At 55.1% G+C, this 23,163-nt stretch carries 23 protein-coding genes and 3 tRNA genes; 10 read left to right on the top strand and 16 right to left on the bottom strand.

Annotated features, from left to right (window positions below; genetic code table 11):
* Positions 1–70: 70 nt before the first annotated feature.
* The 5 genes from PO881_RS03030 to rbsK form a co-directional block, all read right to left on the bottom strand.
* Positions 71–472 carry a hypothetical protein gene (locus tag PO881_RS03030; RefSeq protein WP_277974498.1) on the bottom strand — a complete coding sequence of 134 codons (402 nt, stop codon included), beginning with the start codon at positions 470–472 and terminating at the stop codon, positions 71–73.
* Positions 450–836, bottom strand: a complete 387-nt coding sequence (locus tag PO881_RS03025; protein WP_192412430.1) for a polymorphic toxin type 44 domain-containing protein — start codon at positions 834–836, stop codon at positions 450–452. The genes PO881_RS03030 and PO881_RS03025 overlap by 23 nt, the downstream gene beginning before the upstream one ends.
* Positions 837–1,034: 198 nt before the next feature.
* Positions 1,035–2,048 (bottom strand): aldose 1-epimerase family protein, encoded by a 1,014-nt coding sequence (locus PO881_RS03020; protein ID WP_280172436.1) that lies wholly within the window; start codon positions 2,046–2,048, stop codon positions 1,035–1,037.
* Complete coding sequence (gene fucP, locus PO881_RS03015; protein ID WP_280172435.1) at positions 2,045–3,370, bottom strand: L-fucose:H+ symporter permease; 1,326 nt, start codon at positions 3,368–3,370, stop codon at positions 2,045–2,047. The genes PO881_RS03020 and fucP overlap by 4 nt, the downstream gene beginning before the upstream one ends.
* A gap of 9 nt (positions 3,371–3,379) precedes the next feature.
* The gene (rbsK, locus tag PO881_RS03010) at positions 3,380–4,297 is read right to left on the bottom strand and encodes a ribokinase (protein WP_222185227.1); all 918 of its coding nucleotides are present in this window, start codon (positions 4,295–4,297) and stop codon (positions 3,380–3,382) included.
* 360 nt (positions 4,298–4,657) lie between these two features.
* On the opposite strand from rbsK, the gene deoR reads away from it, so the two are divergent.
* Positions 4,658–5,428 (top strand): DNA-binding transcriptional repressor DeoR, encoded by a 771-nt coding sequence (gene deoR / locus PO881_RS03005; RefSeq protein WP_280172867.1) that lies wholly within the window; start codon positions 4,658–4,660, stop codon positions 5,426–5,428.
* Positions 5,429–5,660: 232 nt separating this feature from the next.
* Positions 5,661–7,328, top strand: coding sequence for an energy-dependent translational throttle protein EttA (gene ettA, locus PO881_RS03000; protein WP_008101764.1), 1,668 nt, complete (start codon positions 5,661–5,663; stop codon positions 7,326–7,328).
* A gap of 49 nt (positions 7,329–7,377) precedes the next feature.
* Here the strand turns inward: ettA and nadR are convergent, their stop codons facing one another.
* The 3 genes from nadR to serB form a co-directional block, all read right to left on the bottom strand.
* Complete coding sequence (gene nadR, locus PO881_RS02995; RefSeq protein WP_110867484.1) at positions 7,378–8,604, bottom strand: multifunctional transcriptional regulator/nicotinamide-nucleotide adenylyltransferase/ribosylnicotinamide kinase NadR; 1,227 nt, start codon at positions 8,602–8,604, stop codon at positions 7,378–7,380.
* A gap of 105 nt (positions 8,605–8,709) precedes the next feature.
* Positions 8,710–10,095, bottom strand: coding sequence for a DNA repair protein RadA (gene radA, locus PO881_RS02990; RefSeq protein ID WP_007886867.1), 1,386 nt, complete (start codon positions 10,093–10,095; stop codon positions 8,710–8,712).
* Between the two features lie 13 nt (positions 10,096–10,108).
* Positions 10,109–11,086: a phosphoserine phosphatase gene (serB, locus tag PO881_RS02985; RefSeq protein ID WP_101762181.1), complete on the bottom strand. Its 978-nt coding sequence runs from the start codon at positions 11,084–11,086 to the stop codon at positions 10,109–10,111.
* Positions 11,087–11,193: 107 nt separating this feature from the next.
* On the opposite strand from serB, the gene PO881_RS02980 reads away from it, so the two are divergent.
* Positions 11,194–11,874 carry a YtjB family periplasmic protein gene (locus PO881_RS02980; protein WP_101762182.1) on the top strand — a complete coding sequence of 227 codons (681 nt, stop codon included), beginning with the start codon at positions 11,194–11,196 and terminating at the stop codon, positions 11,872–11,874.
* Here PO881_RS02980 and yjjJ read toward each other — a convergent pair.
* From yjjJ to PO881_RS02960, 4 genes are all read right to left on the bottom strand, one after another.
* Entirely contained in the window at positions 11,871–13,193 is a 1,323-nt protein-coding gene (gene yjjJ, locus PO881_RS02975) for a type II toxin-antitoxin system HipA family toxin YjjJ (protein WP_280172434.1), read from the bottom strand. The genes PO881_RS02980 and yjjJ overlap by 4 nt on opposite strands.
* A 121-nt stretch (positions 13,194–13,314) precedes the next feature.
* On the bottom strand, positions 13,315–13,998 hold the full coding sequence (yjjG, locus tag PO881_RS02970; RefSeq protein ID WP_137385112.1) for a pyrimidine 5'-nucleotidase: 684 nt from the start codon (positions 13,996–13,998) through the stop codon (positions 13,315–13,317).
* Between the two features lie 8 nt (positions 13,999–14,006).
* Positions 14,007–14,447, bottom strand: coding sequence for a ribosomal protein S18-alanine N-acetyltransferase (gene rimI, locus PO881_RS02965; RefSeq protein WP_101762185.1), 441 nt, complete (start codon positions 14,445–14,447; stop codon positions 14,007–14,009).
* The gene (locus PO881_RS02960) at positions 14,419–14,829 is read right to left on the bottom strand and encodes a DNA polymerase III subunit psi (RefSeq protein WP_101762186.1); all 411 of its coding nucleotides are present in this window, start codon (positions 14,827–14,829) and stop codon (positions 14,419–14,421) included. Before PO881_RS02960 ends, rimI begins: the two co-directional genes overlap by 29 nt.
* A 106-nt stretch (positions 14,830–14,935) precedes the next feature.
* Here PO881_RS02960 and rsmC point away from each other — a divergent pair, with 106 nt between their 5' ends.
* The 4 genes from rsmC (at position 14,936) to PO881_RS02940 (ending at position 16,423) form a co-directional block, all read left to right on the top strand.
* Entirely contained in the window at positions 14,936–15,967 is a 1,032-nt protein-coding gene (gene rsmC / locus PO881_RS02955; RefSeq protein WP_101762187.1) for a 16S rRNA (guanine(1207)-N(2))-methyltransferase RsmC, read from the top strand.
* 132 nt (positions 15,968–16,099) lie between these two features.
* A tRNA-Leu gene (locus tag PO881_RS02950) sits at positions 16,100–16,186 on the top strand.
* 34 nt (positions 16,187–16,220) lie between these two features.
* A tRNA-Leu gene (locus tag PO881_RS02945) sits at positions 16,221–16,307 on the top strand.
* 29 nt (positions 16,308–16,336) lie between these two features.
* Positions 16,337–16,423 (top strand) — tRNA-Leu (locus tag PO881_RS02940).
* Between the two features lie 93 nt (positions 16,424–16,516).
* On the opposite strand, the gene PO881_RS02935 is transcribed toward PO881_RS02940, so the two are convergent.
* Positions 16,517–16,801 carry a DUF1435 domain-containing protein gene (locus PO881_RS02935; RefSeq protein WP_110867479.1) on the bottom strand — a complete coding sequence of 95 codons (285 nt, stop codon included), beginning with the start codon at positions 16,799–16,801 and terminating at the stop codon, positions 16,517–16,519.
* Between the two features lie 227 nt (positions 16,802–17,028).
* Here PO881_RS02935 and PO881_RS02930 point away from each other — a divergent pair, with 227 nt between their 5' ends.
* The 3 genes from PO881_RS02930 to PO881_RS02920 all read left to right on the top strand — a co-directional run bounded on the left by PO881_RS02930 (position 17,029) and on the right by PO881_RS02920 (position 19,644).
* Positions 17,029–18,123 (top strand): diguanylate cyclase, encoded by a 1,095-nt coding sequence (locus PO881_RS02930; RefSeq protein WP_137385109.1) that lies wholly within the window; start codon positions 17,029–17,031, stop codon positions 18,121–18,123.
* 166 nt (positions 18,124–18,289) lie between these two features.
* Positions 18,290–19,084: a siderophore-iron reductase FhuF gene (fhuF, locus tag PO881_RS02925; protein WP_192412438.1), complete on the top strand. Its 795-nt coding sequence runs from the start codon at positions 18,290–18,292 to the stop codon at positions 19,082–19,084.
* Positions 19,085–19,179: 95 nt separating this feature from the next.
* Entirely contained in the window at positions 19,180–19,644 is a 465-nt protein-coding gene (locus PO881_RS02920; protein WP_008107722.1) for a YbaK/EbsC family protein, read from the top strand.
* On the opposite strand, the gene PO881_RS02915 is transcribed toward PO881_RS02920, so the two are convergent.
* The 3 genes from PO881_RS02915 to PO881_RS02905 all read right to left on the bottom strand — a co-directional run bounded on the left by PO881_RS02915 (position 19,641) and on the right by PO881_RS02905 (position 23,115).
* Positions 19,641–20,861 (bottom strand): MFS transporter, encoded by a 1,221-nt coding sequence (locus PO881_RS02915; RefSeq protein WP_101762192.1) that lies wholly within the window; start codon positions 20,859–20,861, stop codon positions 19,641–19,643. The genes PO881_RS02920 and PO881_RS02915 overlap by 4 nt on opposite strands.
* Before the next feature lie 241 nt (positions 20,862–21,102).
* Entirely contained in the window at positions 21,103–22,080 is a 978-nt protein-coding gene (locus PO881_RS02910) for a nucleoside hydrolase (protein WP_101762193.1), read from the bottom strand.
* A 12-nt stretch (positions 22,081–22,092) separates the two neighbouring features.
* A complete protein-coding gene (locus PO881_RS02905; protein WP_101762194.1) occupies positions 22,093–23,115 on the bottom strand; it encodes a LacI family DNA-binding transcriptional regulator in 1,023 nt (340 codons plus the stop codon).
* Between the last annotated feature and the right edge of the window lie 48 nt (positions 23,116–23,163).

The raw sequence follows: 23,163 nt of genomic DNA, 5'->3' as shown, positions 1-23,163 counted from the left end.
CAAAAGAGCGGCTTAACGGCCGCGTCTACAAGCAGGAGGCACGTCGTTTCGAGCATTTTAAATATTTTAATTAATTTTCAAATTCAAAATCTGCCGTGCCAACTTTACTGCTCACTGACACTATTTTTCCACTCCATCCAAAGGTGATATGCCCATTAGCTGATATGTTAATTGAGCGGATGCTTCCTACACCTTCAATGAGAGGTTCCAACGTTTTAAGTTTATTTAAAACTTGTTTTTCGTTGCCGGTAATCTCACTGGTTAAATAATATCGATAAATAACAGGAACAGTGGCACCGCCAGCACTGTATTCAGTCATATATAGCCAGGAAGATTGATTGATTTTTTGACTACGCTTCAACACATCATTATCGCGTGAGCTTTCATTACCGATGACTAAAAAACCAATAATAATCAGCAAAAGAAGAGTCAGTATCAAATGAAATCGCTTAATAACCGTGCTGTTTAGCATACTCAATTCCCTCGCGTATATTGCGTTGATCTGTGGGATCATCTCCATAGGGAGGAACATCATACCACTTTCCCCAGCGAGGTTTTGATGTGCCAGCGAGTGTTTGAGCAAATCCCGCGCCCATCAGCAAAATGTCATCGGGTATGCCAGCCGCTCTGCCTGAAGCGCCAAAATTGAAGTTTCCAAAAGCAGCCCAATTGAAGTCGAATTGTTTGTAATCCCAAGGGCCGCGATTGCGTACTTTTTGATAAAACCAGTAATAGGTTGCCGGTGTCGCCATACCTCTCGACATACCATTACATCTGGCTTCACGCATATTATTCTGAATAATTAATGCACCAGGTCCTATCGGTACAGATGCCATAATCCTTCCCTGAACGTAAATTTAAATCAGTTAACTATAATGCACATCCTCTTATTTAATAATTTGATCTAAATCATTAGGTCATTGCAATTAACCGAGGGGAGATAGGGGTATATTTGATATTTTTTAAATGATTTTTAATATCAACATCCGCTGTTGATATTGATTTTAAAATGGCGATCCTAAGACCGCCATTGATTACAAAATCCCGGTCTCAACGCTGAAGTGACGCTGTTCGCCGGGGGCCAGCTCAATCAGCGTGCCGGCGCGCTGTGCGGCTTTGAAACCCTCCGGGCGGCAGGTTGACGGCAGCACATAGGCGGCGACCTGCTGATCGCGGTTATGCAGCATCCAGCGCGTGGCGTGCGGGAACTGTTGGCTGGAGAAGCGTGTCATCAGAGCAAACCCTTGCGGTGAGTGCAGCTCGAACTGCATCTCATCACCGTACTGCTGGAGATCGTCGGCGAAAAACACGATCTCCGGATCGCACATCTGCGGCTGATCCAGCTGCTGAAACGCCTGCGGATCGCGCGCCAGTTGATCGGTGTATGCGCGCCACTGTGGGGTAGGCTTGACGTGCGCCGGGATCGAACTGCGCAGCTGGAACGCATCGGTCGGAATCGACTGCTGGAAACGCCCTTGATCCAGCCAGGCGCTGTTCAGATGACACATATACTGCAGCGGCATCGGCGCGCCTGCCAGGTTAGTGACGTTCATCTCAATGTGCAGGCGCGCAGCATTGGCCTCAAGGCGCACCGCCGGTGCCGCAAGATAGTGATGGCCAAAGCCCTTCACATATTCGGTTTCGCCCTCCAGCGACAGGCGATCGTCCTCCAGCACGATCCATGCGCTGTCCATGCGCGCGCAGGCCATTTCGCCATGCAGCGGATGATCGTCATCCTCTGCCGGACAGCCGTTGGCCAGCAGCCCGGAGTGGAAAGCGAAACAGCCGTAGGTATCAATGATCGAACTGCCGGGCAGCGGCTGCTTAAAGCTGTGGCTCATGGTCAGCGAATGGCCGTCAAAGTTGGCGTCCCACACCATCTGACCGTAAAACGGCAGTACGATCACCGTGCCGCGTGGATTGCTGATGCGTACCGCTTCCACGCCTGCGGGATAGCGAAACAGCTCGACGTGGAACGTCTCGTTGCGCAGCAGCGTGGCTGGCGTTTCATGAAACTGCTCACGACGTAACGGTAAACGGGTTTTCATGGCATCTCCTCAACTAAACGACCGGCTGCTTCTGCCTGTTTTTTATGACGCAGCTCGCCCCAGAAGAAGTAACCCACCCAGGCGAAGCACAGCAGCGAAACGCCGAACGCCAGCTGCATCGATCCTAGATGATCGGAGACGAAGCCCTGAATCGCAGGAATAAAGGCAGCACCGACAATCGACATCACGATAAACGCGCCCGCTACTTCGGTGTATTTGTTATCGACGGTAGCCAGCGTTCCAGCGTAGATCGTCGCCCAGCACGGACCAAACAGCGCACTGACCAGGATGGCGGCATACACGGCGGTAAAGTTTGGCACAAACATCACATACGCCAGCGCCAGAACACCCAGCAGCGAGTAGGCAATCAACACTTTTTCCGCACGGAAGCGCGTCATCAGGACGTTGGCGATAAATTTACCGATAAAGAAGCCGATGAAGCTGTACATCATAAAGTTAGAGGCATGGCGCTCATTGACCGCGCCGAGCGTCAGCGCCAGACGAATGGTGAACGACCACACCGCCACCTGCATGCCGACATACAAGAACTGCGCCAGAATCCCGCGTTTGAAGTGACGATTCGCCGCCAGATAGCGGAAAGTTTCGCCGAGCGACGGCAACGATTTTTCACTGCTTTCCGGTTTGCAGCGCGGATAGCGGGTGAAAAGGAACAGCAGCATCACTACCACCAGCATCATCACCAGATATTTGTAGGGTTCCAGCGTATGCTCCAGCATGGTGAGACGGAACGCATGCGCCTGTTCCGCATTCATGCCGGCCAGCTGACTTTCCAGACTGTCGCCCTCCTGAAACACCAGATATTTGCCCAGCACGATGCCCATCAGTGCGCCCACCGGATAGAAAGTCTGGCTGATATTCAGGCGCAGCGTGGCGTGATCGCGATGACCAATCATCGAGCTGTAGGTGTTGGCGGCGGTTTCGAGGAAGCTCAAACCGATAGCGATGGCGAAAATCGCTGCCAGGAACATGGTGTAGGTTGCCATGTGCGACGCAGGATAGAACAGCACGCAGCCCACAATATACAGCGCCAAGCCCAATAAAATCGCCAGTTTATAGGTGGCTTTGCGGATCACCAGCGAGGCCGGAATAGCGATCAGGAAGTAGCCGCCATAGAACGCGCTCTGCACCAGCGCGCTGGCGAAATCGCTTAACGCGAACACGCTTTTGAACTGGGTGATCAGGATGTCGTTCAGACTCGCCGCACAGCCCCACAACGGGAACAGGCACGAGAGCAAAATGAACTGGAACAGCGGCGTTTTATTCAGATAGCCATCAGATTGCTGAACAATGTTCGATTGCATAACTCGACCTCAGTGAACGTTGAGAAAACGCTGGAAGGTTTCCGCGTCGGGATAGGAGCGCTGCGTGCCGCGACCGGTCACGCTGCAGGCGGCATAAGCCGAGGCTTGCGCCATCGCGGCCGGGATATCGCCGCTTTTCACCAGCTCGTGGGCGAAGCAGCCGATAAAGGCATCGCCCGCGCCGCTGGTGTCCACCGCTTTTACTGCGGTGGGTGCAACCTGATGCACGCTGTCGCCAGACATCCACAGCGAACCGCGCCCGCCCAGCGTGATGATCAGGTTTTTCAGCCCACGTTTAAGCAACGATTGCCCCGCCAGCTTCACCTCTTCATCCGTGGTGACCGGCATGCCGGTGAGGATCTCCAGCTCGGTTTCATTCGGCATGAAAAAGTCGCATTTGCAGGCGTAGTCGATATTGAGATCCGCCACCGCCGGTGCCGGATTGAGGATCACTTTGATGTCATGCTGACGGGCAAAATCAATGGCGTAATAAACGGTCTCCAGCGGGATCTCCAGCTGCAGGATGATCAACTGGCAGCTTTTCAACGCGTCAGCGGCGGCATCGATATCGGCTGGCTTCAACTGTTGGTTGGCACCTTTGATAATCAGAATGCGGTTCTGCGACTGATCGTCGACGAAGATCGGTGCCACGCCGCTGGAGGTGCCTGGCGCGGTGGTGACGAAGCGGGTATCAACGCCTTGCTGCTGCAGATTGGCCACGGTATTCGGCGCGAACAGATCGTCGCCGACTTTACTCACCATCATCACGCTGCCGCCCATCTTCGCCGCTGCCACAGCCTGATTGGCACCTTTACCCCCGCAGCCGATGGCAAAATCGGGTGCTTCCAGCGTTTCGCCCGCTTTAGGCAGCTGATTGGTATAGGTAATGAGGTCCACCATATTTGACCCAATAACCGCAATATCCATTGTTTTCTCCCGGTGAATTTTTAGCTTTATAATGTTATTAAAATAACAATATCAGGTTAATAAAGTTAATTATGTGATAAATTTCACACCTCGACATCCTGATAAAAAGCCGATAAACAGCCCTTCATTCGTAGAAATGAATGTTATTATTCTAACAATGAAACAACATTGAGAATCAGAGCGAAGCGGCTTGAGAGCAACACGTTGGCGGCATTGCATGAGGTTTGCGGGCCGATCTCATTACAGGTAAGATTGAAAACTGGCCTGCTGGATACGTCGCAAATCATTAAAATATGTGAGATTTATCGTGATTTTTGACCAGGCCACTTCGACTTCAGGATTAATTACGCAGAGATGATCATGGAAACCCGGCGCGACGAACGTATTCACAAGTTGGCTCAGGCGCTGAAACGCACCGATAAACTGCACCTGAAAGACGCGGCGCAGCTGCTGGGCGTGTCGGAAATGACCATCCGCCGCGATCTCACCGAACCGGCTTCAACCGTGGTGCTGCTGGGCGGCTATATCGTCAGCGATCCGAAAAGCCACGCCGGACACTACTTTATCTCCGATCAGCACGGTCAGAACGCCGCACGCAAACAGCGCCTGGCGCAGGCTGCTGCGGATCTGATCAGTGAAAATGACACGGTATTTTTTGATTGCGGCACCACGCTGCCGTACATCGTAGATGCGATACCTGATAGCTTGCCGTTCACCGCCATCTGCTGCGCGATGAACACTTTCCTGGCGTTGAAAGAGAAACCGGCCTGCAACGTGATCCTGAGCGGCGGTGAGTTCCACGCCGATAACGCGCTGTTCACGCCGATTGGCGCGCATTCGATCCTCGACGATCTCTGCCCGACGCTGGCCTTTATTTCGGCGGCAGGTATCGATCAGGAACAGGGCGCCACCTGCTACAACATTAACGAGCTGGCGATGAAGCACCACGCGATGCTGCGCGCACGTCAGCGCGTGCTGGTGGCGGACAGCAGTAAATTTGGCAAAGTGCTGCCCGCGCGTATCGGTGAATTGCGCCGTTTTGATTTGCTGGTCAGCGATAGCGCACCCGAACCGGCGCTGAAGAGCTGGCTGGCACAACAGAATATTCCGCTGCGATTGCCTAAAGCTTAGAATTCCTCTGTTTCTATTACCGGGAAACAAAACCAGACCCTAAATACTTCGTGTTGCAGGAAGGCGGCAAGTGGGTTCATCCCCAGGAGCATACATTAGTATGTGACTGGGGTGGACACACGCAGCCAACGCACCTGCAGCGCGAAGTATGACGGGTATGAATAAAGGGTGAAAACAGCTAAACTTCTGTACCTAAAGTTCATAACTCACAGACCAAAAGGCTCAATACAACGTGGCTCAATTCGTCTATAGCATGCATCGCGTCGGCAAGGTCGTTCCGCCGAAGCGTCACATCCTGAAGAATATTTCTCTTAGCTTCTTCCCTGGAGCAAAAATCGGTGTACTCGGCCTGAACGGCTCGGGTAAATCGACGCTGCTGCGCATCATGGCCGGTATCGATACCGATATCGAAGGGGAAGCACGCCCACAGCCGGGCATCAATGTGGGTTATCTGCCGCAGGAACCGCAGTTGAACCCGGAGCACACCGTGCGTGAATCCGTTGAAGAAGCGGTTTCAGAAGTGGTTGGCGCGCTGAAGCGCCTCGACGAAGTGTATGCGCTGTATGCCGATCCCGATGCGGATTTCGACAAGCTGGCCGCGGAACAGGGCCGTCTGGAAGAAGTGATCCAGGCGCACGATGGTCACAACCTCGATACCCAGCTGAACCGTGCCGCCGACGCGATGCGTCTGCCAGACTGGGACGCCAAAATCGCTACCCTTTCCGGTGGTGAGCGCCGCCGCGTTGCGCTGTGCCGTCTGCTGCTGGAAAAGCCAGACATGCTGCTGCTCGATGAACCGACCAACCACCTGGATGCCGAATCCGTGGCGTGGCTCGAGCGCTTCCTGCACGACTTCGAAGGCACCGTTGTGGCGATCACGCATGACCGTTACTTCCTGGATAACGTGGCTGGCTGGATTCTGGAACTGGACCGCGGTGAAGGTATTCCGTGGGAAGGTAACTACTCTTCCTGGCTGGAGCAAAAAGATCAGCGTCTGGCGCAGGAAGCTTCTTCTGAAGCGGCGCGTCGCAAATCTATCGAGAAAGAGCTGGAGTGGGTGCGTCAAGGCGCGAAAGGCCGTCAGTCGAAGGGCAAAGCCCGTCTGGCACGCTTTGAAGAGCTGAACAACACCGATTACCAGAAGCGTAACGAAACCAACGAACTCTTCATTCCACCTGGCGCTCGCCTCGGCGACAAAGTGCTGGAAGTGACCAACCTGAAGAAATCGTATGGCGATCGCGTGCTGATCGACGATCTGACCTTCTCTGTACCGAAAGGCGCGATTGTTGGCATCATCGGCCCGAACGGCGCGGGTAAATCTACGCTGTTCCGCATGATGTCAGGTCAGGAGCAACCGGATTCCGGCACCATCGAGCTGGGCGAAACCGTCAAGCTGGCGTCGGTTGATCAGTTCCGTGACGCGATGGACAATTCCAAAACCGTGTTTGAAGAAGTGTCTGGCGGTCAGGACATTATGCGCGTTGGCAACACCGAGATGCCAAGCCGTGCTTACGTCGGTCGCTTCAACTTCAAAGGCACCGATCAGGGCAAACGCGTGGGTGAGCTGTCAGGGGGTGAGCGCGGTCGTCTGCACCTCGCCAAGCTGCTGCAAGTCGGCGGCAACCTGCTGCTGCTTGATGAACCAACCAACGACCTCGACATCGAAACTCTGCGCGCGCTGGAAAACGCCCTGCTGGAATTCCCGGGCTGTGCCATGGTGATCTCGCATGACCGTTGGTTCCTGGACCGTATCGCCACCCACATCATCGATTATCAGGATGAAGGCAAAGTGGAGTTCTTCGAAGGTAACTTTACCGAGTACGAAGAGTATAAGAAACGCACCCTCGGCGCCGACGCGCTCGAGCCGAAGCGTATCAAGTACAAGCGTATGACGAAGTAAGTCTGTTGCTGTGAAAAAGGCGCCATTAGGCGCCTTTTTTATGGCTGAATCAGCTGCCCAGCATCTGCTTTACTAACTCGACACAACGCAGGAAGCGCGTGTCATAGTCATCTTCTTTAACGTGCACAAACTCAATATTGTTTTCACGCAGCATGGTGATCAGCATGGTCTGGAACTCGCGACGATCCATTGAGCTGCCGAGGCTGCGCAATCCATCCGCCACCCAGGGCACGTTGTTTTCCAGCAAAATCACCAGGTCGAAACGGTATTCATCAATTAACGCCTGCACAAACGGGTGCTCGCGACCTTCGTACTTGAGGCAAAACGCCTGCGTAGTGATGAAATCGGTATCGATAAAGGCGACTTTACTGGCGTACTTCACCGCGAAGTCGATGTACTGGGCCTGACCGAGCGCGATTTTGTCGTAGTCGGAATATTGCAGCGCCATCTCGTCGCCACCGAGGTGCGAGAAGACATAATCGCGGCCATATTCCCATGCGCTGGTGGTGTTGAAGATGTTCGCCAGCTTGTTCACCAGCGTTGATTTGCCGCTCGACTCGCCGCCCAGCACCGCCACGGTGCGCACGAAGAATGGCTTCACTTCGGTCGGGATGTATTCCCAGTAGCGGAACGGATCCTGACGAATCTGCCCGCCGCTGATGTTCATAAAGGATCGATTGGGATCGATCACCACCGCCGGAATGCCGAGGTGCTGCTCATACATCGCGGCATCCGGCTCTTCACTGGTGTAGATACAATTCGGCTCAATGCCCTGCTCAGCCAGAAAGGTTTTGACGCCGCCGCTCCACACATCCCAGCCGTGCGGATAAGGTTCAATGCCCTCTTCGTCAAACGAATGGATGCGGATGTTTTTCTGGTATTTGAAGGTTTGCAGCAACCAGCGTAGTCGATCGCTGATGGTCGGCTGCTGCGACATGGCGCTGTTTTCAAACAGTTCACGATCGCGCGGCTCGTCGTGGCCCATGATGATATGCAGCTCATCCACCTGACTGCAGGCGCGCTGGATTAAATAGATGTGGCCGGTATGCAGCGGATAAAATTTCCCGAACACCACGCCAACGGTTTTATCGCGGCGCGGAAATTCCAGGCCAAGAAAACGGTGCAGCGCTTCCAGCTTCTGCGCACTCGGGCTTTTAATTTTGGCGTTGAGCAGCTGGCTTAAGTAGCCTTTGGTCATTCCGCTGGCGTCGGCAACCTGCTGCAGCGTGTGGCCTTGCTGGCGAATGGCTGTTTTCAGGTAGTCAAACGATGACATTTAGTGCCTCCTGCGTGGAATAAAGGGCGGTGCGGCCTTTAAGACGGTGCGCATAAATGCGCACCCTACAAACGTAGGGTCGGCATTCATGCCGACCGGTAAAACTTACAACTCATCCAGAATCGCTAACGCATCCGCCAGCTTCTTCGCGCTGTACACCTTCATCCCTTCGACCGGTTTCTTCGGTGCATTACCGGCCGGGACGATGGCGCGCTTAAAGCCGTGTTTCGCCGCTTCGGAAATGCGCTCCTGGCCGCTCGGCACCGGGCGAATTTCGCCGGCAAGGCCCACTTCACCAAAGATCACCAGATCCTGCGGCAGCGGACGATCGCGGAAGCTCGATACCATCGCCATCAGCAGCGCCAAATCGACGCTGGTTTCGGTGACTTTTACGCCGCCGACCACGTTAACGAACACATCCTGATCCGCCATCTGCAAGCCGCCGTGGCGATGCAGTACCGCTAACAGGATTGCCAGGCGATTCTGCTCCAGACCCACCGCGACGCGGCGTGGATTGCCCATCATCGAATGGTCCACCAGCGCCTGAATCTCGACCAGCAGCGGACGCGTACCTTCCCACAGCACCATCACCGAACTGCCCGAGGTGATCTCATCACCGCGTGACAGGAAGATGGCCGACGGATTGCTGACTTCGCGCATGCCTTGTTCGGTCATGGCGAACACGCCCAGCTCATTCACCGCGCCAAAGCGGTTTTTATGGCTGCGTAAGGTGCGGAAACGGGAATCAGCGTCGCCATCCAGCATCACCGAACAGTCGATACAGTGTTCCAGCACTTTCGGGCCGGCCAGCGAACCGTCTTTGGTGACGTGACCGACCATGATGATCGCCACGCCGCGCGTTTTGGCGAAGCGTGTCAGGTAGGCGGCCGTTTCACGCACCTGCGCTACGCTGCCCGGCGAGGATTGGATCTCCGCCATGTGCATTACCTGAATCGAGTCGATCACCATCAATTTCGGCTGCTCCTGCTCGGCGATCAGGCAGATCTGCTCGATGCTGGTTTCCGACAACATATTGAGGTTTTCGGTCGGTAATCCCAGACGATGGGCGCGCATCGCCACCTGTTGCAGTGACTCTTCGCCGGTGACATACAGGGTTTTCATCCCTTCTGCCAGCTTGCACATCACCTGCAGCAGCAGCGTCGATTTACCGGCACCCGGATTACCACCAATTAAGATGGCGCTGCCCGGCACCACGCCGCCGCCCAATACGCGATCGAACTCTTTGAAACTGGTTGAGAAACGCGGCAGGGCTTCGAGGCTGATCTCCGACAGCTTCTGCACGCGGCTAACGCCCGCGTTGCCGCCGGCATAACCGCTCAGGCGCTCATTACGCGCCGCCGCAGGCGAGGCGGCAATGCGCACCTCGGTGATGGTGTTCCACGCATGACAGGCGCTGCATTGCCCCTGCCAGCGCGGATAATCAGCGCCGCATTCGTTACAAACGAAGGCGCGTTTTGCCGCTTTGGCCAAATCAAATCCTCAGTTAACGCTCTTCGTGAATCAGGCTGCCGGTCAGGATGCAGAACACACCCATCAGGTCAGCATGACGGATGATGATTTCCGTCTGCTCATTCACTTTAGGTTTAGCATGATAGGCGATACCCAGCGCCGCGGTTTTAATCATCGGCAGATCGTTGGCACCATCGCCAATCGCCACGGTTTGTTCCGGAGCAATTTCAAAGCGCTGTGCCAGATCGTTCAGGGTATCGGCTTTAAATTGGGCGTCGACAATTTGTCCCAGCACCTGGCCGGTTAACTTACCGTCGCGAATTTCCAGCTCGTTGGCCACCGCCGCGGCTAAATGCAGCGTCTGGCGCAAATAGTCGGCGTAGAAGGTAAAGCCGCCCGAGGCGATCGCCACCTGCCAGCCCAGCGCCTGCAGCTTCTGCACCAGCGTGGTTAAGCCTGGCATCAGCGGCAGCGCATCGCGCACTTGCATCAGGATATTGGCATCGGCGCCCGCCAGGGTGCCGACGCGCTCGCGCAGGCTGGCTTTGAAATCCAGCTCGCCGCGCATCGCGCGCTCGGTGACTTCCGCCACCTGCTCGCCGCAACCCGCCAGTTTGGCGATCTCATCGATGCACTCAATCTGGATCGCGGTGGAATCCATGTCCATCACCAGCAAACCTGGCGTTTTCAGATGCGGGATTTTGCCGAGCGGTGCCACATCAAAACCGGCTTCATGCGCCAGTTTGCTGGCGCGCGGCGTCAGCGAGCCTGCCAGACGTATCACCTGATACTCATCGACATTCCAGGCGCTGACGATCACCATCGCCGCCCCCAGCTTATGCTGATAATCGGTGAGTTTTTGTTTATCGAGCCCGCGCCCATACAGCAACCAGCCAGTCCGACCAGCACGGTAATCCAGCGGCATCACTTCATCACCGCTGAGGGAAAGGGGTAAACCCGGCCAAAGTGAAACATCGGCGGGCAGATCGCACCAGGTAAGACGATTTGGCATTACAGCTCCTGTAGGGACAACAAAACCACGCAAGAGGCTACCTTGTCTGCGCGGGTTCTGGCAACATAATTGCCAGCCTTTCTGCTGTTACATCACACGGGTTTCTGATGGTTAAAACCGCACTGAAATTTCGCCTGCATCGCACGGTGATTGTTCTTATCTCGCTGGCTCTGTTAGTGGTTCTGATGCAAGGCGCATCCTGGTTTAGCCTCGGCCATCAAATGGCTCGCTCTGAACAAGTGGAAGAACTGGCGCGCACGCTGACCAAACAGGTGGCGTTTAGCCTTAAACCGTTGATGGATAACAGCGACGATAACCGCACGCAGATTGCCGCCATCCTCAATCAGATGACCGACAACAGCCGCATTCTTGATGCTTCCGTCTACGCCGATGATGGCAGCCTGGTGGCGCACAGCGGCGAAAGCATTAATGTGCGCGATCGGCTGTCGCTGGATGGCAAACGCGCTGGTAGCTACTTCAACCATCAAATTGTGCAGCCGCTGGAAGGCAAAGATGGCCCGCAAGGTTTCCTGCGCGTCACGCTGGATACTCACGTGCTGGTGACGGAATCACGTCAGGTGGATAACACCACCAACATCCTGCGCCTGATGATGTTACTGGCGCTGGCCATCGGCATTATCCTGACGCGCACCCTGCTGCGCGACCGTCGCACCCGCTGGCAGCAATCGCCGTTCCTGCTAACGGCGAGCCGCACGGTGAAAGAGGATAAAGAGAAAGAGCAAGAAGAGGCGGCGGCAGCAACCACAGAGACTGAAAAAGAGCGTTAAGCCATTTTATGCATTGTTACTTCCATCGCTTCCAGTTGCTGTAATGCCTGCCCGGCAATGCTGCGGAAGTTCGCGCTGAACGCAGCATCCTCTGCAATCGCCTGCCAGTAGATTTTCGCCATAGCGCTGGCAGCGCGCCACACGGCGCCTGACAGCGCGAAATCCAGCGTCAGTTTGACTTCATCGCGCATGTGCCCCTGAGAATTGGGCGCCAGCGCCATCGGCAGCATGTCGTAAGCCGGTGTCAGGCTGAAACGTTCTTCATCAGTAAAGAAAGACAGATTGCCCGCGTGCATGTCGCTATTGGCAATCAGTCGTCCAAACGCCCACTGCAAAGTCCCGCGTTCAACCGCTACCGCATCAACACGTTGCTGACGCTGCAACTCACGCAGCGCATCCGGCCAGTGTTGTTGATGGCCGATAAACTCTGCGCTTACCGCTTCTAATGAACTCATGCAGCGTCGACCACGTTGATGAATGCGATCAAAACGCTGCACTTCGAGGAACAATTGTCCTTCACTATCAATCAGCTGGCTATGTGCGGCAGGCAATCCCGCCGCCAGTAAATGTTGCAACGCCAGATGCTCCGCGCGTAACAAATCACGCCAGCGCTCAGCATTATCACTTTGACGGGCGACGGTAAATTTCACCAGACAATGACGATCGCCATTCGCCGTTGCGGCATAGCACAGGAATTTCGGTTGTTCGCCGCCAGCCGATGAGCCCGGTTCATCGCCGCTCAGCGCCTGTTGTGCCATCAGCGGATAACGCGCGATTTTTTGCGCCTCGCTGATGGCTTGCGGTGCGGGCTGTTGCAGCCAACGCTGGTATGTCATGTCGCCAACAATAAAAGCGCCCGGCATATCGATGCCGCCGCTTGCCAGCGCCATCAGGCACTGCTCATCACTCCAGAGACGAATATCATCCGTCAGCCCGAGCTGTGGCGCGTATTCACGGCCCCATTGTCGGCCCAGAAAACCTTGCGGACGCATCTCCTGCAGGAACCACGGTAAGCCGTCATAAAAGCGGCCTTGATCGTGCTGGTCCAGATGCAGACAACTGCCCTGCGGCCAGGTTGGCAAAAGGATGCCAGCGGGCGATGCCTGACCTTCAGCAGAAATACGATACAGCGGGAAGCGGCTTTCACCCCGGATGGGCCGCAGCAACGCATAACGCGTCGCGCGCGCTTTGCCCCATTTGATAATCTGCGGCTGCTGACACAGTTGGCGTGAAAGCGTGGCCTGGCTGATATGCAATCGAGCCAGCAGATCCGCCGCGCTAAGCGGTCCTTCCAGCAGCAAACTTTGTAGCTCAGCCATTGCCGCCACCTTGTCTGATGAATAGATTAATGAATAGATTCATGCATAGATAATAACATAAAAAAAGCCCGCACAGCGGGCTTCTCAGCATCATCACGATGGTAACGATGAATAGATACTTTTAACCTTCAGTCAAAATCGCTTCCAGCTCGGCCAGCGTTTTCACCTGCCAGGTTGGCGTGATGTGATCGGGTAACGGACGCGTGCCGTGATCGATCCAGCAGGTCTTCAGGCCGGCATTCATGCCGCCGAGAATATCTGATTCTGGCGTATCGCCGACCATCAGCACGCGGCTGCGATCCGGGTTGCCCAGCAAGGCCAGCGTGTGATCAAAAATCGCCACGTCAGGTTTCGGTACGCCAACTTCTTCAGAAATCACCAGCGCATCAAACACATCGAGGAATCCGGTACGCTCAAGTCGCGCCTGCTGTAACGCAGTGAAACCGTTGGTGATGATAGCGATTTTCACTTTGCCTTTCAGCGTTGATAACAGGTGGGCTGCGCCTTCCAGCGGCAGGCAGATATCGGCCATTGCGCTGAGGAAATCACTGTTGAGTACTTCGGGTGCGACGCTCAGCTTTTCGCCCCACAAGGTGAAGCGGCGCGTTTGCAGCTGCAGTGCGGAAATGGTGCCGTTCTGGTAATCGACCCACAGCGGCTTGTTGATCGCCTGATAATCGGTGTAATCCTGCGCAGAAAATTGCACGTCATAGCGGGCAAACATGCGCTGCAAACCAGCGTAAGCATCGAAATGGAAAAGCGTTTCGTCTGCATCAAACAGGATGCAGTCCCAATCGTTTAGCATGGTGCTCCTTAAAGCGTTAGCGCCATAATGATGGCATCTTCTCGTCCGCTGGCAGTGGGATAATAGTTGGGGCGTACGCTCACCTGATGGAAATCCAGCTGCTCATACAACGCAATCGCCGGCATATTTGAGGCGCGCACTTCCAGCCACAGCGTCATCACGTCGCGCTGCTCGAGCTCAGCAATCAGATGCTGCAACAGCTGGCGCGCCAGGCCGCGGCGCTGGAAGTCGGGATCCACCGCAATATTGAACAGCGACGCTTCATCCAGCACCACTTGGGTGATGGCGAATCCGGCCAGCTTACCTTCAACTTCAATGCGGATATTAACGAAACGTTCGCCTTGATTGCTGCTAAACGTCTGCTCGCTCCACGGAAAGGCATGCGCGCGGCGCTCAATCGCCAGCAGCTGCGGCTGGTCTTCAGGGGTGACTAAAGAGATGGCTGTCATGGTTACACATCTGTTGCCACAGGGCACGTTTTGCTGCGCCGCTGCTGATCAGTTCATTGAAAACGGCGGTGTTGAAGGTAATGCCGTTAAAGGGATGTTCGCTCTCAACGCCCAGCAGCCAACCGGCGCAATCGACCTGCTCCGGCAGCATTTGCAGCTGGTCTGGCGTTAACGCCATGACCTGCGCGGGTTGAATGTTCAGCGCGCGCAGCACGTCGCGAATCAGCGGTTCTTGTAGCGTGGGTGCCTGTTCGGCCACCAAAACCAAACGCGTGTCGGGCAAAAGCGTGACGGCAATTTCCCCTTGCAGCACGCGCGGACGCCGCAGCTGATACTGCGTAATCCCCATTTGCTGTAGAAGCCAGTCGCGCCTTGTGCTCATGCTATTACCCGTTATGCTGCCAGAATGCGACGCTATGCTAGCAAACCCATCGAACATGCGCCAACAAAGCACTATAATCGCGGCTCTGATTTAACAGGAGTGCTCCATGTCTGCTTTTACCCCGGCCAGCGAAGTGATTCTGCGCCACAGTGATGAATTTACTGCCCGCAACGTTTTGTTTGCTGGCGACCTGCAGGATGACCTGCCCGCCCAGCTAGAAACCGCGTCGAGCCGCGTGCATACCCAGCAATATCATCACTGGCAGAACCTAAGCCATCGCCTTGGTGAACGTGCGGTTTACAGCATGGTTGCAACCGCTGCCGATGTTGAAGGCTGCGATACGCTGGTTTATTACTGGTCGAAGAACAAACCCGAAGCGCAGTACCAGCTGCAAAACCTGCTCTCTTTGCTGCCGGTAGGCTGCGATATCTTCGTGGTGGGTGAAAACCGCAGCGGCGTGCGCAGCGCCGAAGGCATGCTGGAAGCGTGGGCGACGCTGGAGAAAGTTGATAGCGCGCGTCGTTGTGGCCTGTATCACGGTCGTCTCGATAAGCAGCCAACCTTTGATGCCAGCAGCTACGGCCATACTTATCAGCTCGAGGATCTCACCATCCATACCTTGCCGGGCGTGTTCAGCCGTGATGGTCTGGATATCGGCAGCGATCTGCTGCTCTCCACGCTGACGCCGCATTTCCGTGGCAAAGTGCTGGATATCGGTTGTGGCAGCGGTGTGCTGGCAACTGTGATGGCGAAAGTGTCGCCGCGCGTGCGTCTGTGGCTGTGCGATGTGCATGCTGCTGCGATTGAAGCGAGTAAAGCCACGCTGGCCGCCAATGAACTGGAGGGTGAAGTGTTTGCCAGTAACGTGTTCTCTGACGTTACCGGCCGTTTCGACATGATCATCTCCAACCCGCCGTTCCACGATGGCCTGCAAACCAGCCTTGAAGCGGCTAACACGCTGATTCGCGGTGCGCTTAAGCATCTGAACAGCGGCGGCGAACTGCGTATCGTGGCTAACGCCTTCCTGCCGTATCCACAGATTCTGGATGAAACCTTCGGCAATCACGAAGTGCTGGCGCAAACCGGACGCTTCAAAGTCTATCGCGCCGTATATGGTCGCGGTGCCAAAACGCGTTAACAGCAGCGCGGCGGCAGAAACGTTGCTTTTTACAGCGATCGTTTTGCCGTCGCGAAATATGTGTTGACGCAATGAGTAAAATCTCTAAAATGCGCCTCCGTGGTTAGCAATACTTTAGGGTGTTGTTAGTTTGCGATGGTGGCGGAATTGGTAGACGCGCTAGCTTCAGGTGTTAGTGTCCTTACGGACGTGAGGGTTCAAGTCCCTCCCTTCGCACCAAACTAAAATCACACAGTTTATATCTGCGCACTGAGCGATGGTGGCGGAATTGGTAGACGCGCTAGCTTCAGGTGTTAGTGTTCTTACGGACGTGAGGGTTCAAGTCCCTCCCTTCGCACCAATGCGACGATATAAACAGACAACTAAGATGCGATGGTGGCGGAATTGGTAGACGCGCTAGCTTCAGGTGTTAGTGTTCTTACGGACGTGAGGGTTCAAGTCCCTCCCTTCGCACCAACAGTTGTCACTCCTTTCGAGCAGTAAATCCCCCGAAAGATTTTTCAACGAACTTCACGCTCTCAGCGTGATGTTGTCGTTTCTGCGATTTGATCAGATAACGTGGAAATTGACCGACACCGCCGCTAAGCCGCCCGCCAATGCCAGACAAGATGGCAGCAACAGATAGTGACGCAGGCGATGGTGAAACAGCATCACCACGGTCAGCAGCAGTGCCACAATCATCACCACTCGCCATTGACTGAAACTCGGTTCCCATAACGCAAAAATCGGCATCGCCGCGCAGGGTAATAACACGCCCCAACCGCTATCCAGACGTTTACCCATTACCCAGCTCACGCCCCATAGTCCGCAGGCGGCTATTATCGCCATGATCATCGCGCAACCCTCAAATGATAAATATTCGCATTATCATATGACAATATTTCTCATCTTGCAGCGAATTTTTGTCGCAAGCCATGCCGGATGACAGAATTACTGGAAAATGCTAAATTGCCGCCGATAACAATATCGCTAACACAACAATAACGTGCTCTCTATCCGGGTAGGTAAACTATTACTTGCGGGTAGCGCTTTGATATATCAGGGCTGTCACGAGAATAATAATGAAATTACAATCTTATGATGAGTTGAAACAGAGTAAATATCGGCTGTCGCTGATGCTATTTCTGTTTCTTAATGTCGCCGTTTCGCTTTTTTGCCTGCTGCCGATTTTAGGCAGCGATAGCCCAATACGCTCGCTGCCGGTGGACGTTGTAGCGGGCTTCAGCTCCACGCTGCTGGTTATTTGCTTAATGGCGTCAAAACAAAAATTACCGCTATTAAATCCTGTGGCTTTTATTTTGGGTGCGCTGTGGGCGTGGCATATTAACCACAGATATCATCTGGTTTACTATTTTGATGGCAGCTTTTTAATTATCAGCCTGTTAAGCGTGTTCTTTATCAGTGCCATTGCGCTGAGTGATTATTTGATTGCATTCTGTTTACACATCACACCGCCGGTATTAACCGTGCTGTTATTGGATGATGGTCAGCATTTAATGATGATCTTATTCACCATTACGCTGCCATTAATCGGCTTTTCACTGCACCATTTAATGCGTCGTCGCTTTGATACCTTCACCCGTCGGCTGGTTAGCCAGCTGTATGAGGAAAAAGAGAGCTTCAGCGATTTGAGCATGCTCGATCCGCTTACCGGCTTGTACAACCGCCGTGGATTGAAGAATCGCCTTGATACCATTCTGGAAAACCACGCCGGCAGCCACTTTGTGCTGCTGCTGGATATCGACCACTTCAAAGCCTACAACGACAATTACGGCCATGCGATGGGCGATCAGGCGCTGGCGCGCGTGTCCGTGGCGATCCGCGACGCGGTGCGTTCGCGCGATGTGGTCACACGCTACGGTGGCGAAGAGTTTCTGGTGCTGATGACCAATGTAAACGCCTCAATCGCAATGAAACTGGCTGAACGCATTCGTCAGTACGTGGTGGATTTGGAAATTCCGCACCGCTTCAATGAGAAAGTCTCGACGCACGTCACCATCAGCGCTGGCATCGCGCCCATCTTTGCTGACGATTTTGACCAGGCAGTCGCCAATGCTGACCGCGCGCTGTATGTGGCGAAAAATCAGGGACGTAACACTATTCTGGCGTGGGAGGATTTGCCGAAATTGACGCAGGCGAGTAATGAACTGATATAAAGCCTTGTCATTACCCAACGCACACCTCGTCGCGGCGCAATTTATTGCGCGATAAAACGCGCCGCGACGAAATGTGCGTTAACAGTTGCATGTGCAGAAATGTTGTTCAAAATGCTGGGAACGATTATCATTTGTCTCTCGATTCCCGTTATCACTCAGGACCGGCATGGCCATCATCACGCGTCAGGATCATCGCTTCAGCGAGCATCCACTGATCTTTATGCAGAGCGATCGCAGTTTAGCGAGCGCACTGGAAGATCTGATGCGCGATCAACGCAGCTACATGCTGGATAACCTCAAGCTTGGCCAGCCGGCACCCGCCGGGACGTTAACTCTGGCTGAATGGTCCAATCCGCTTCACTATCGCCGCCTGACGCAGCGCTACAGCGATTATCTCTATCGCGATCATCCTGATGTGCAGCAGGAAGCTAAGCCGCTGCAATCGCTGTGGGCGCAGTGGTATTTTGGCCTGCTGCTGCCACCGCTGATGATGGCGTTATTGCAGGAACCGCGTGCGCTGAACTGCTCGCCGCATCTGATTCACGTTGAGTTCCACGAAAACGGCCATCCGTGCGCTTTCTGGCTGGATGTGCAGGAAGATGAGGATGCGCGCTACCTCAATGCCCAGCAGCGTATCGATCGCCTGATTCAGCAATGCCTGATTCCGGCGGTTAACGGCATGACGCAGCACGGTGATATCAATGCGAAGCTTATCTGGAACAACATGGGCTTTTCGTTTTACTGGTTCCTTGGCGAATTGAAAAACCAGTTGCCAGAAGAGACGATTTTGCAGCTGGAACAGGCGCTATTTTTCAGCAAATCCCTGCTCGATGGCAGCGATAATCCGCTGTATCGCACCATGATCCCGCGTAATGGCGAAATGGAACGACGCAGCTGCTGCCAGCGCTATCGTATCCCCGATGTAGAACGTTGCGGTAACTGCACGTTAAAAGCGGTGTAGCCCCCGCGCATTCTGTTACAGATTCTCCTTTTCTCCCGTTTACACTTTTCCAGGCTTATGGCATTTTTTCGGCTCTGTTTTTACCGGAGATAACAATGAGCCTGGAGTCGGTACGGCACTTCTTTGCCGAACATGCACCGGATATCGACATCATCGAGATGCCGGAAAGCACCGCCACCGTTGAGCTGGCCGCACGCGTTCATGGCGTTCAGCCTGGGCAAATCGCCAAAACCCTGTCGCTGAAAGTGAAAGATGCCATCGTGCTGATCGTTACGCGCGGCGATGCGCGTCTCGACAACCGCAAGCTGAAAGCTGCGCTCGGCGCCAAGGCGCGCATGTTAAGCGTGGATGAGGTGGTGAACTGGACCGGACATCCGGTCGGCGGCGTTTGCCCGTTCGGGCTGGAAAATCCGCTTACCGTCTATTGCGATGTGTCGCTGCGCAGCTTTGATGAAGTGCTGCCCGCAGCCGGATCGATTCATAGCGCGGTGCGCATTTCGCCGCAGCGCATGGCGGAACTCACCGCGGCGAAATGGGTTGACGTCTGCGAGGCGCTTTAAGACGACTCGCGCGCGGCGGCACCGGAGATTTCGATGCCGCGCGTCTCGCGACCAAAGGCCACTAATACGCAAATCAGCACCGCCACCGTTCCGGCGACAATCGCCATGCCCAAACCATAATTGCCGCCGTGCGCCTCGGCGATACGCGACTGCAGCGTCGCATTCACGGAGGCGATCAAATTCCCCAGCTGATAGACAAAGCCCGGCAGCACCGCGCGCGCATTGGCGGGCACCAGTTCGGTAAGATAGGTCGGCACCACGCCCCACGCGCCCTGCACCATAAACTGCATCAGAAACGCGCCGATACCGATCATCCATGAACCGCTGGAGAAGGCCCACAGCGGCAACACCGGCAGCGCGAGGAATGACGCCAGAATAATCGCGCGCTTGCGGCCAATGCGCTCGGAGAGTGCACCAAAGGTAATGCCGCCCAGCATCGCCGCGATGTTGTAGCTGATGGCAATGATGCTGACGGTGTGCGGATCAAACTGATGCTGCACTTTCAGGAAGGTGGGATAGAGATCCTGCGTACCGTGGCTGAAGAAGTTAAAGCAGGCCATCAGCAGCACCATATAGATACAGATTTTCCAGTGCTGGCGGATAATCGGCAGCAGCGCATTGCTCTCTTTCCGCTCGCGCGCCGCCAGCCACACCGGCGATTCCGGCACTTTGAAGTAGATAAACGGCAGCAGCAGAATCGGCAACGCGCCAATCAGGAACATGCCGCGCCAGCCGACCGTTTCGAAGAACAAACCAAAAATCACCGACGCCAGCAGATAGCCGCACGGATAACCAGCCTGGAAGATGCCGGACATCAAGCCGCGCGAGCGATCCGGAATGGTTTCCAGCGCCAGCGACGACGCCACGCCCCAAATCCCCCCCATCGCCACGCCGTAAATCACGCGGAAACCGAGGAACGCCGTGAAGGTGGGCGACCACGCCGACAGCAGCTCAAACGCCGAGAACATCACGATATTGAGCATCAAAATCGGTCGGCGGCCATACTTCTCCGCCAGCCGACCAAACAACAGCGCGCCGATCGGGCGCACGGCGAGCGTGAGCATGATGGCAAGAGAAACATCGGAGACGCTGGTATGGAAATACTGGGCAAGATCGCTGAGGACAAACACTAAGATGAAGAAGTCGAACGCATCCAGCGTCCAGCTCGCGAAACTGGCAAAAGCCACGTTGCGCTGGGTCGCAGTCCAGTTGAACATGTTGGTATCCTGTCTGATGAGCTTCCGGTTCGTTGGCCGGATTTATAGTAGAAGTTACCGCGCAAATAATTTCACGGGTTACTAATTTGTTAACTATTTGTATATAGCATGTCAGAAAGGCGGGCTGTGGTAGGAATTGTCAGCGAGTGATGCGCGGTGTAAAAAAACGTGTCATTGATGGAGGAAATATCCTGTAGCGGCGCGTTTTATCGCGCCGTTACGGCAGGTGCAGTCAACGGTTTTATAACTGATTAAATGCCTTTTCGATCATCTCAAGCAGCAGCGCATTATTAACGGTTTGAATCACATGCACCAAGGCGCCGGTCTGCGGTGGCACGCCAATATCCAGCCGCAGCGGCGTGCGATAACGCCAGCTTTTGCCGCGCGTGGCGCCAGGCCGCAGCTCAATATCCACATGATAATCCACGCCGTCGGCGACACGCTGATTCAACAGCCACGCCACCACCAGCGCGTCGTGTATCCAGCAACCTGGCAGATGACGGGTGCGGATCGAATAATCGATCCACGGCCGCAACGTCTCGCGCACAAACTGCGGCAACGGATGATCGTTAGCGGTCAGCCGCGTGAGATCCTGCTGTGTCATCAGGGTTTGCGTGGTGGCGTCCATCGGTACCAGCGTGATGGCAGCACCGCTGTGCAGCACCTGATGCGCGGCTTCCGGATCGAGGCCAAAATTGGTGTCTTTGATGTAATCATCCAGCGCGAACACGCCGCCCATAATCACAATCTCTGCCACCGATTCAGCCATCTCTGGATAACGCTGCAGTGCCAGCGCCACGTTGGTCAACGGGCCGATGGCTACCAGCGTAAACTCGCCGGGATTGTCACAAATCAGTTGGCCCATCACGCCAGCCGCATCATGTCCATCCGCCGGAATACGCTGCGGTTGACGAACGCCGCGCCACAGTTCACCGAGCTTTTCATCAGCAACGTTATCAAGACGCGCACGCCACGGCGCAGGATCTTCACGCAGCGCCTGCAGCGCGCCCTGCACCACCGGAATGTTGCGTCCCAGCCGCTGCAGCAGATCTTTCGCGACCTGCGCACCCACCGCGCTCGGCGTGTTGCCGGTTACAGTGGTAATCAATTCCAGCGACAGTGACTTTGAGGCCAATGCTAACGCCAGCGCGAGGCCGTCGTCGGTATTGGCGCCCGCTATACCGTTTCCCGGATCACAATCAATAATCAATCTTTTCATAGTGTTATAATTTTATTCTTGTTGAGTAAGCTGGCAGCCACAGGACTCACCGATTTCTAAATGGTGAGGAAATTCCGCCAGCTTTGCGTCGCCATCCCAATTTTTAAGCATGGCAATCGCACTGCGCGCCATATCGCGCAGCGGCTGACGTACGGTGGTGAGCGTCGGCACATGAAACGCCGACTGATCGGTACCGTTAAAACACACCAGCGCGACATCCTGCGGCACGCGCAGTCCATGCTCCGACAGCGCACGAATGCAGCCAATCGCCTGGCCTTCATTACTGGTAAACAGCGCGCGCGGCACACGACCGCTGGCCACCATGCGCTGCGCGGCGTCGTAACCGCCCTGCCGCGTGTAGCTGGCAGGGAAAATCATTGCCTCATCTGCCAGCAACCCTTTCTGCGCCAGCGCATCGCGCCAGCCGTGAATACGGTCCTGCGCGTTAAGCATGTCCAGTGGACCGCTGATCATGCCCACCTGCTGATAACCGTGGCTGAGCAGATGCGCGGTCACCTGGCACGCCGCTTCGCGCTCATTGACGCGCAGCATGCCAACGCCTGGACGCGGCTCAATGCGATCCAGCATCACCAGCGGCGTACCGCTGGCCTGAATCACATCGATGTAGGGATGGCGATCGACGCTGTTGTAAAACAGGCCATCAACCTGACGATTTAACAGGCCCTGAATAATCTCCAGCTCGCGTTTGCGATCGTCGCCGGCATCCCCCAACAGCATGACGTGGCCGTGATTCATCGACTCCTGCAACAGCATGTGCGCCATCGAGGCAACAAAGGGATTGCCGATGTTTGGCACCACTAAACCAAAGGTTTTAGTGCTGCCCGAAGCCAGCGCGCGCGCTACCGCGTTGGGGCGATAGCCGGTCTGTTTAATCGCCTCCAGCACGCGCTGACGCGTGGCTTCTGCCACCGGACGCGGGCCGTTATTGATCACGTAACTGACCACCGCCACCGAGGTGCCGGCGATTTTTGCCACGTCCGTGCGCGTTACGTTTCCGGTTGGAGATTTCGCCATTCCTTTGCCCCTGCGTAAATGCCATTGGCCGGAATATCCGGCCAATGG

Origin of the sequence: Pantoea sp. SS70 (assembly GCF_029866845.1) — a bacterium.
Lineage (GTDB): Bacteria > Pseudomonadota > Gammaproteobacteria > Enterobacterales > Enterobacteriaceae > Pantoea > Pantoea leporis.
This window is presented reverse-complemented; position numbering and strand designations above follow the sequence as displayed.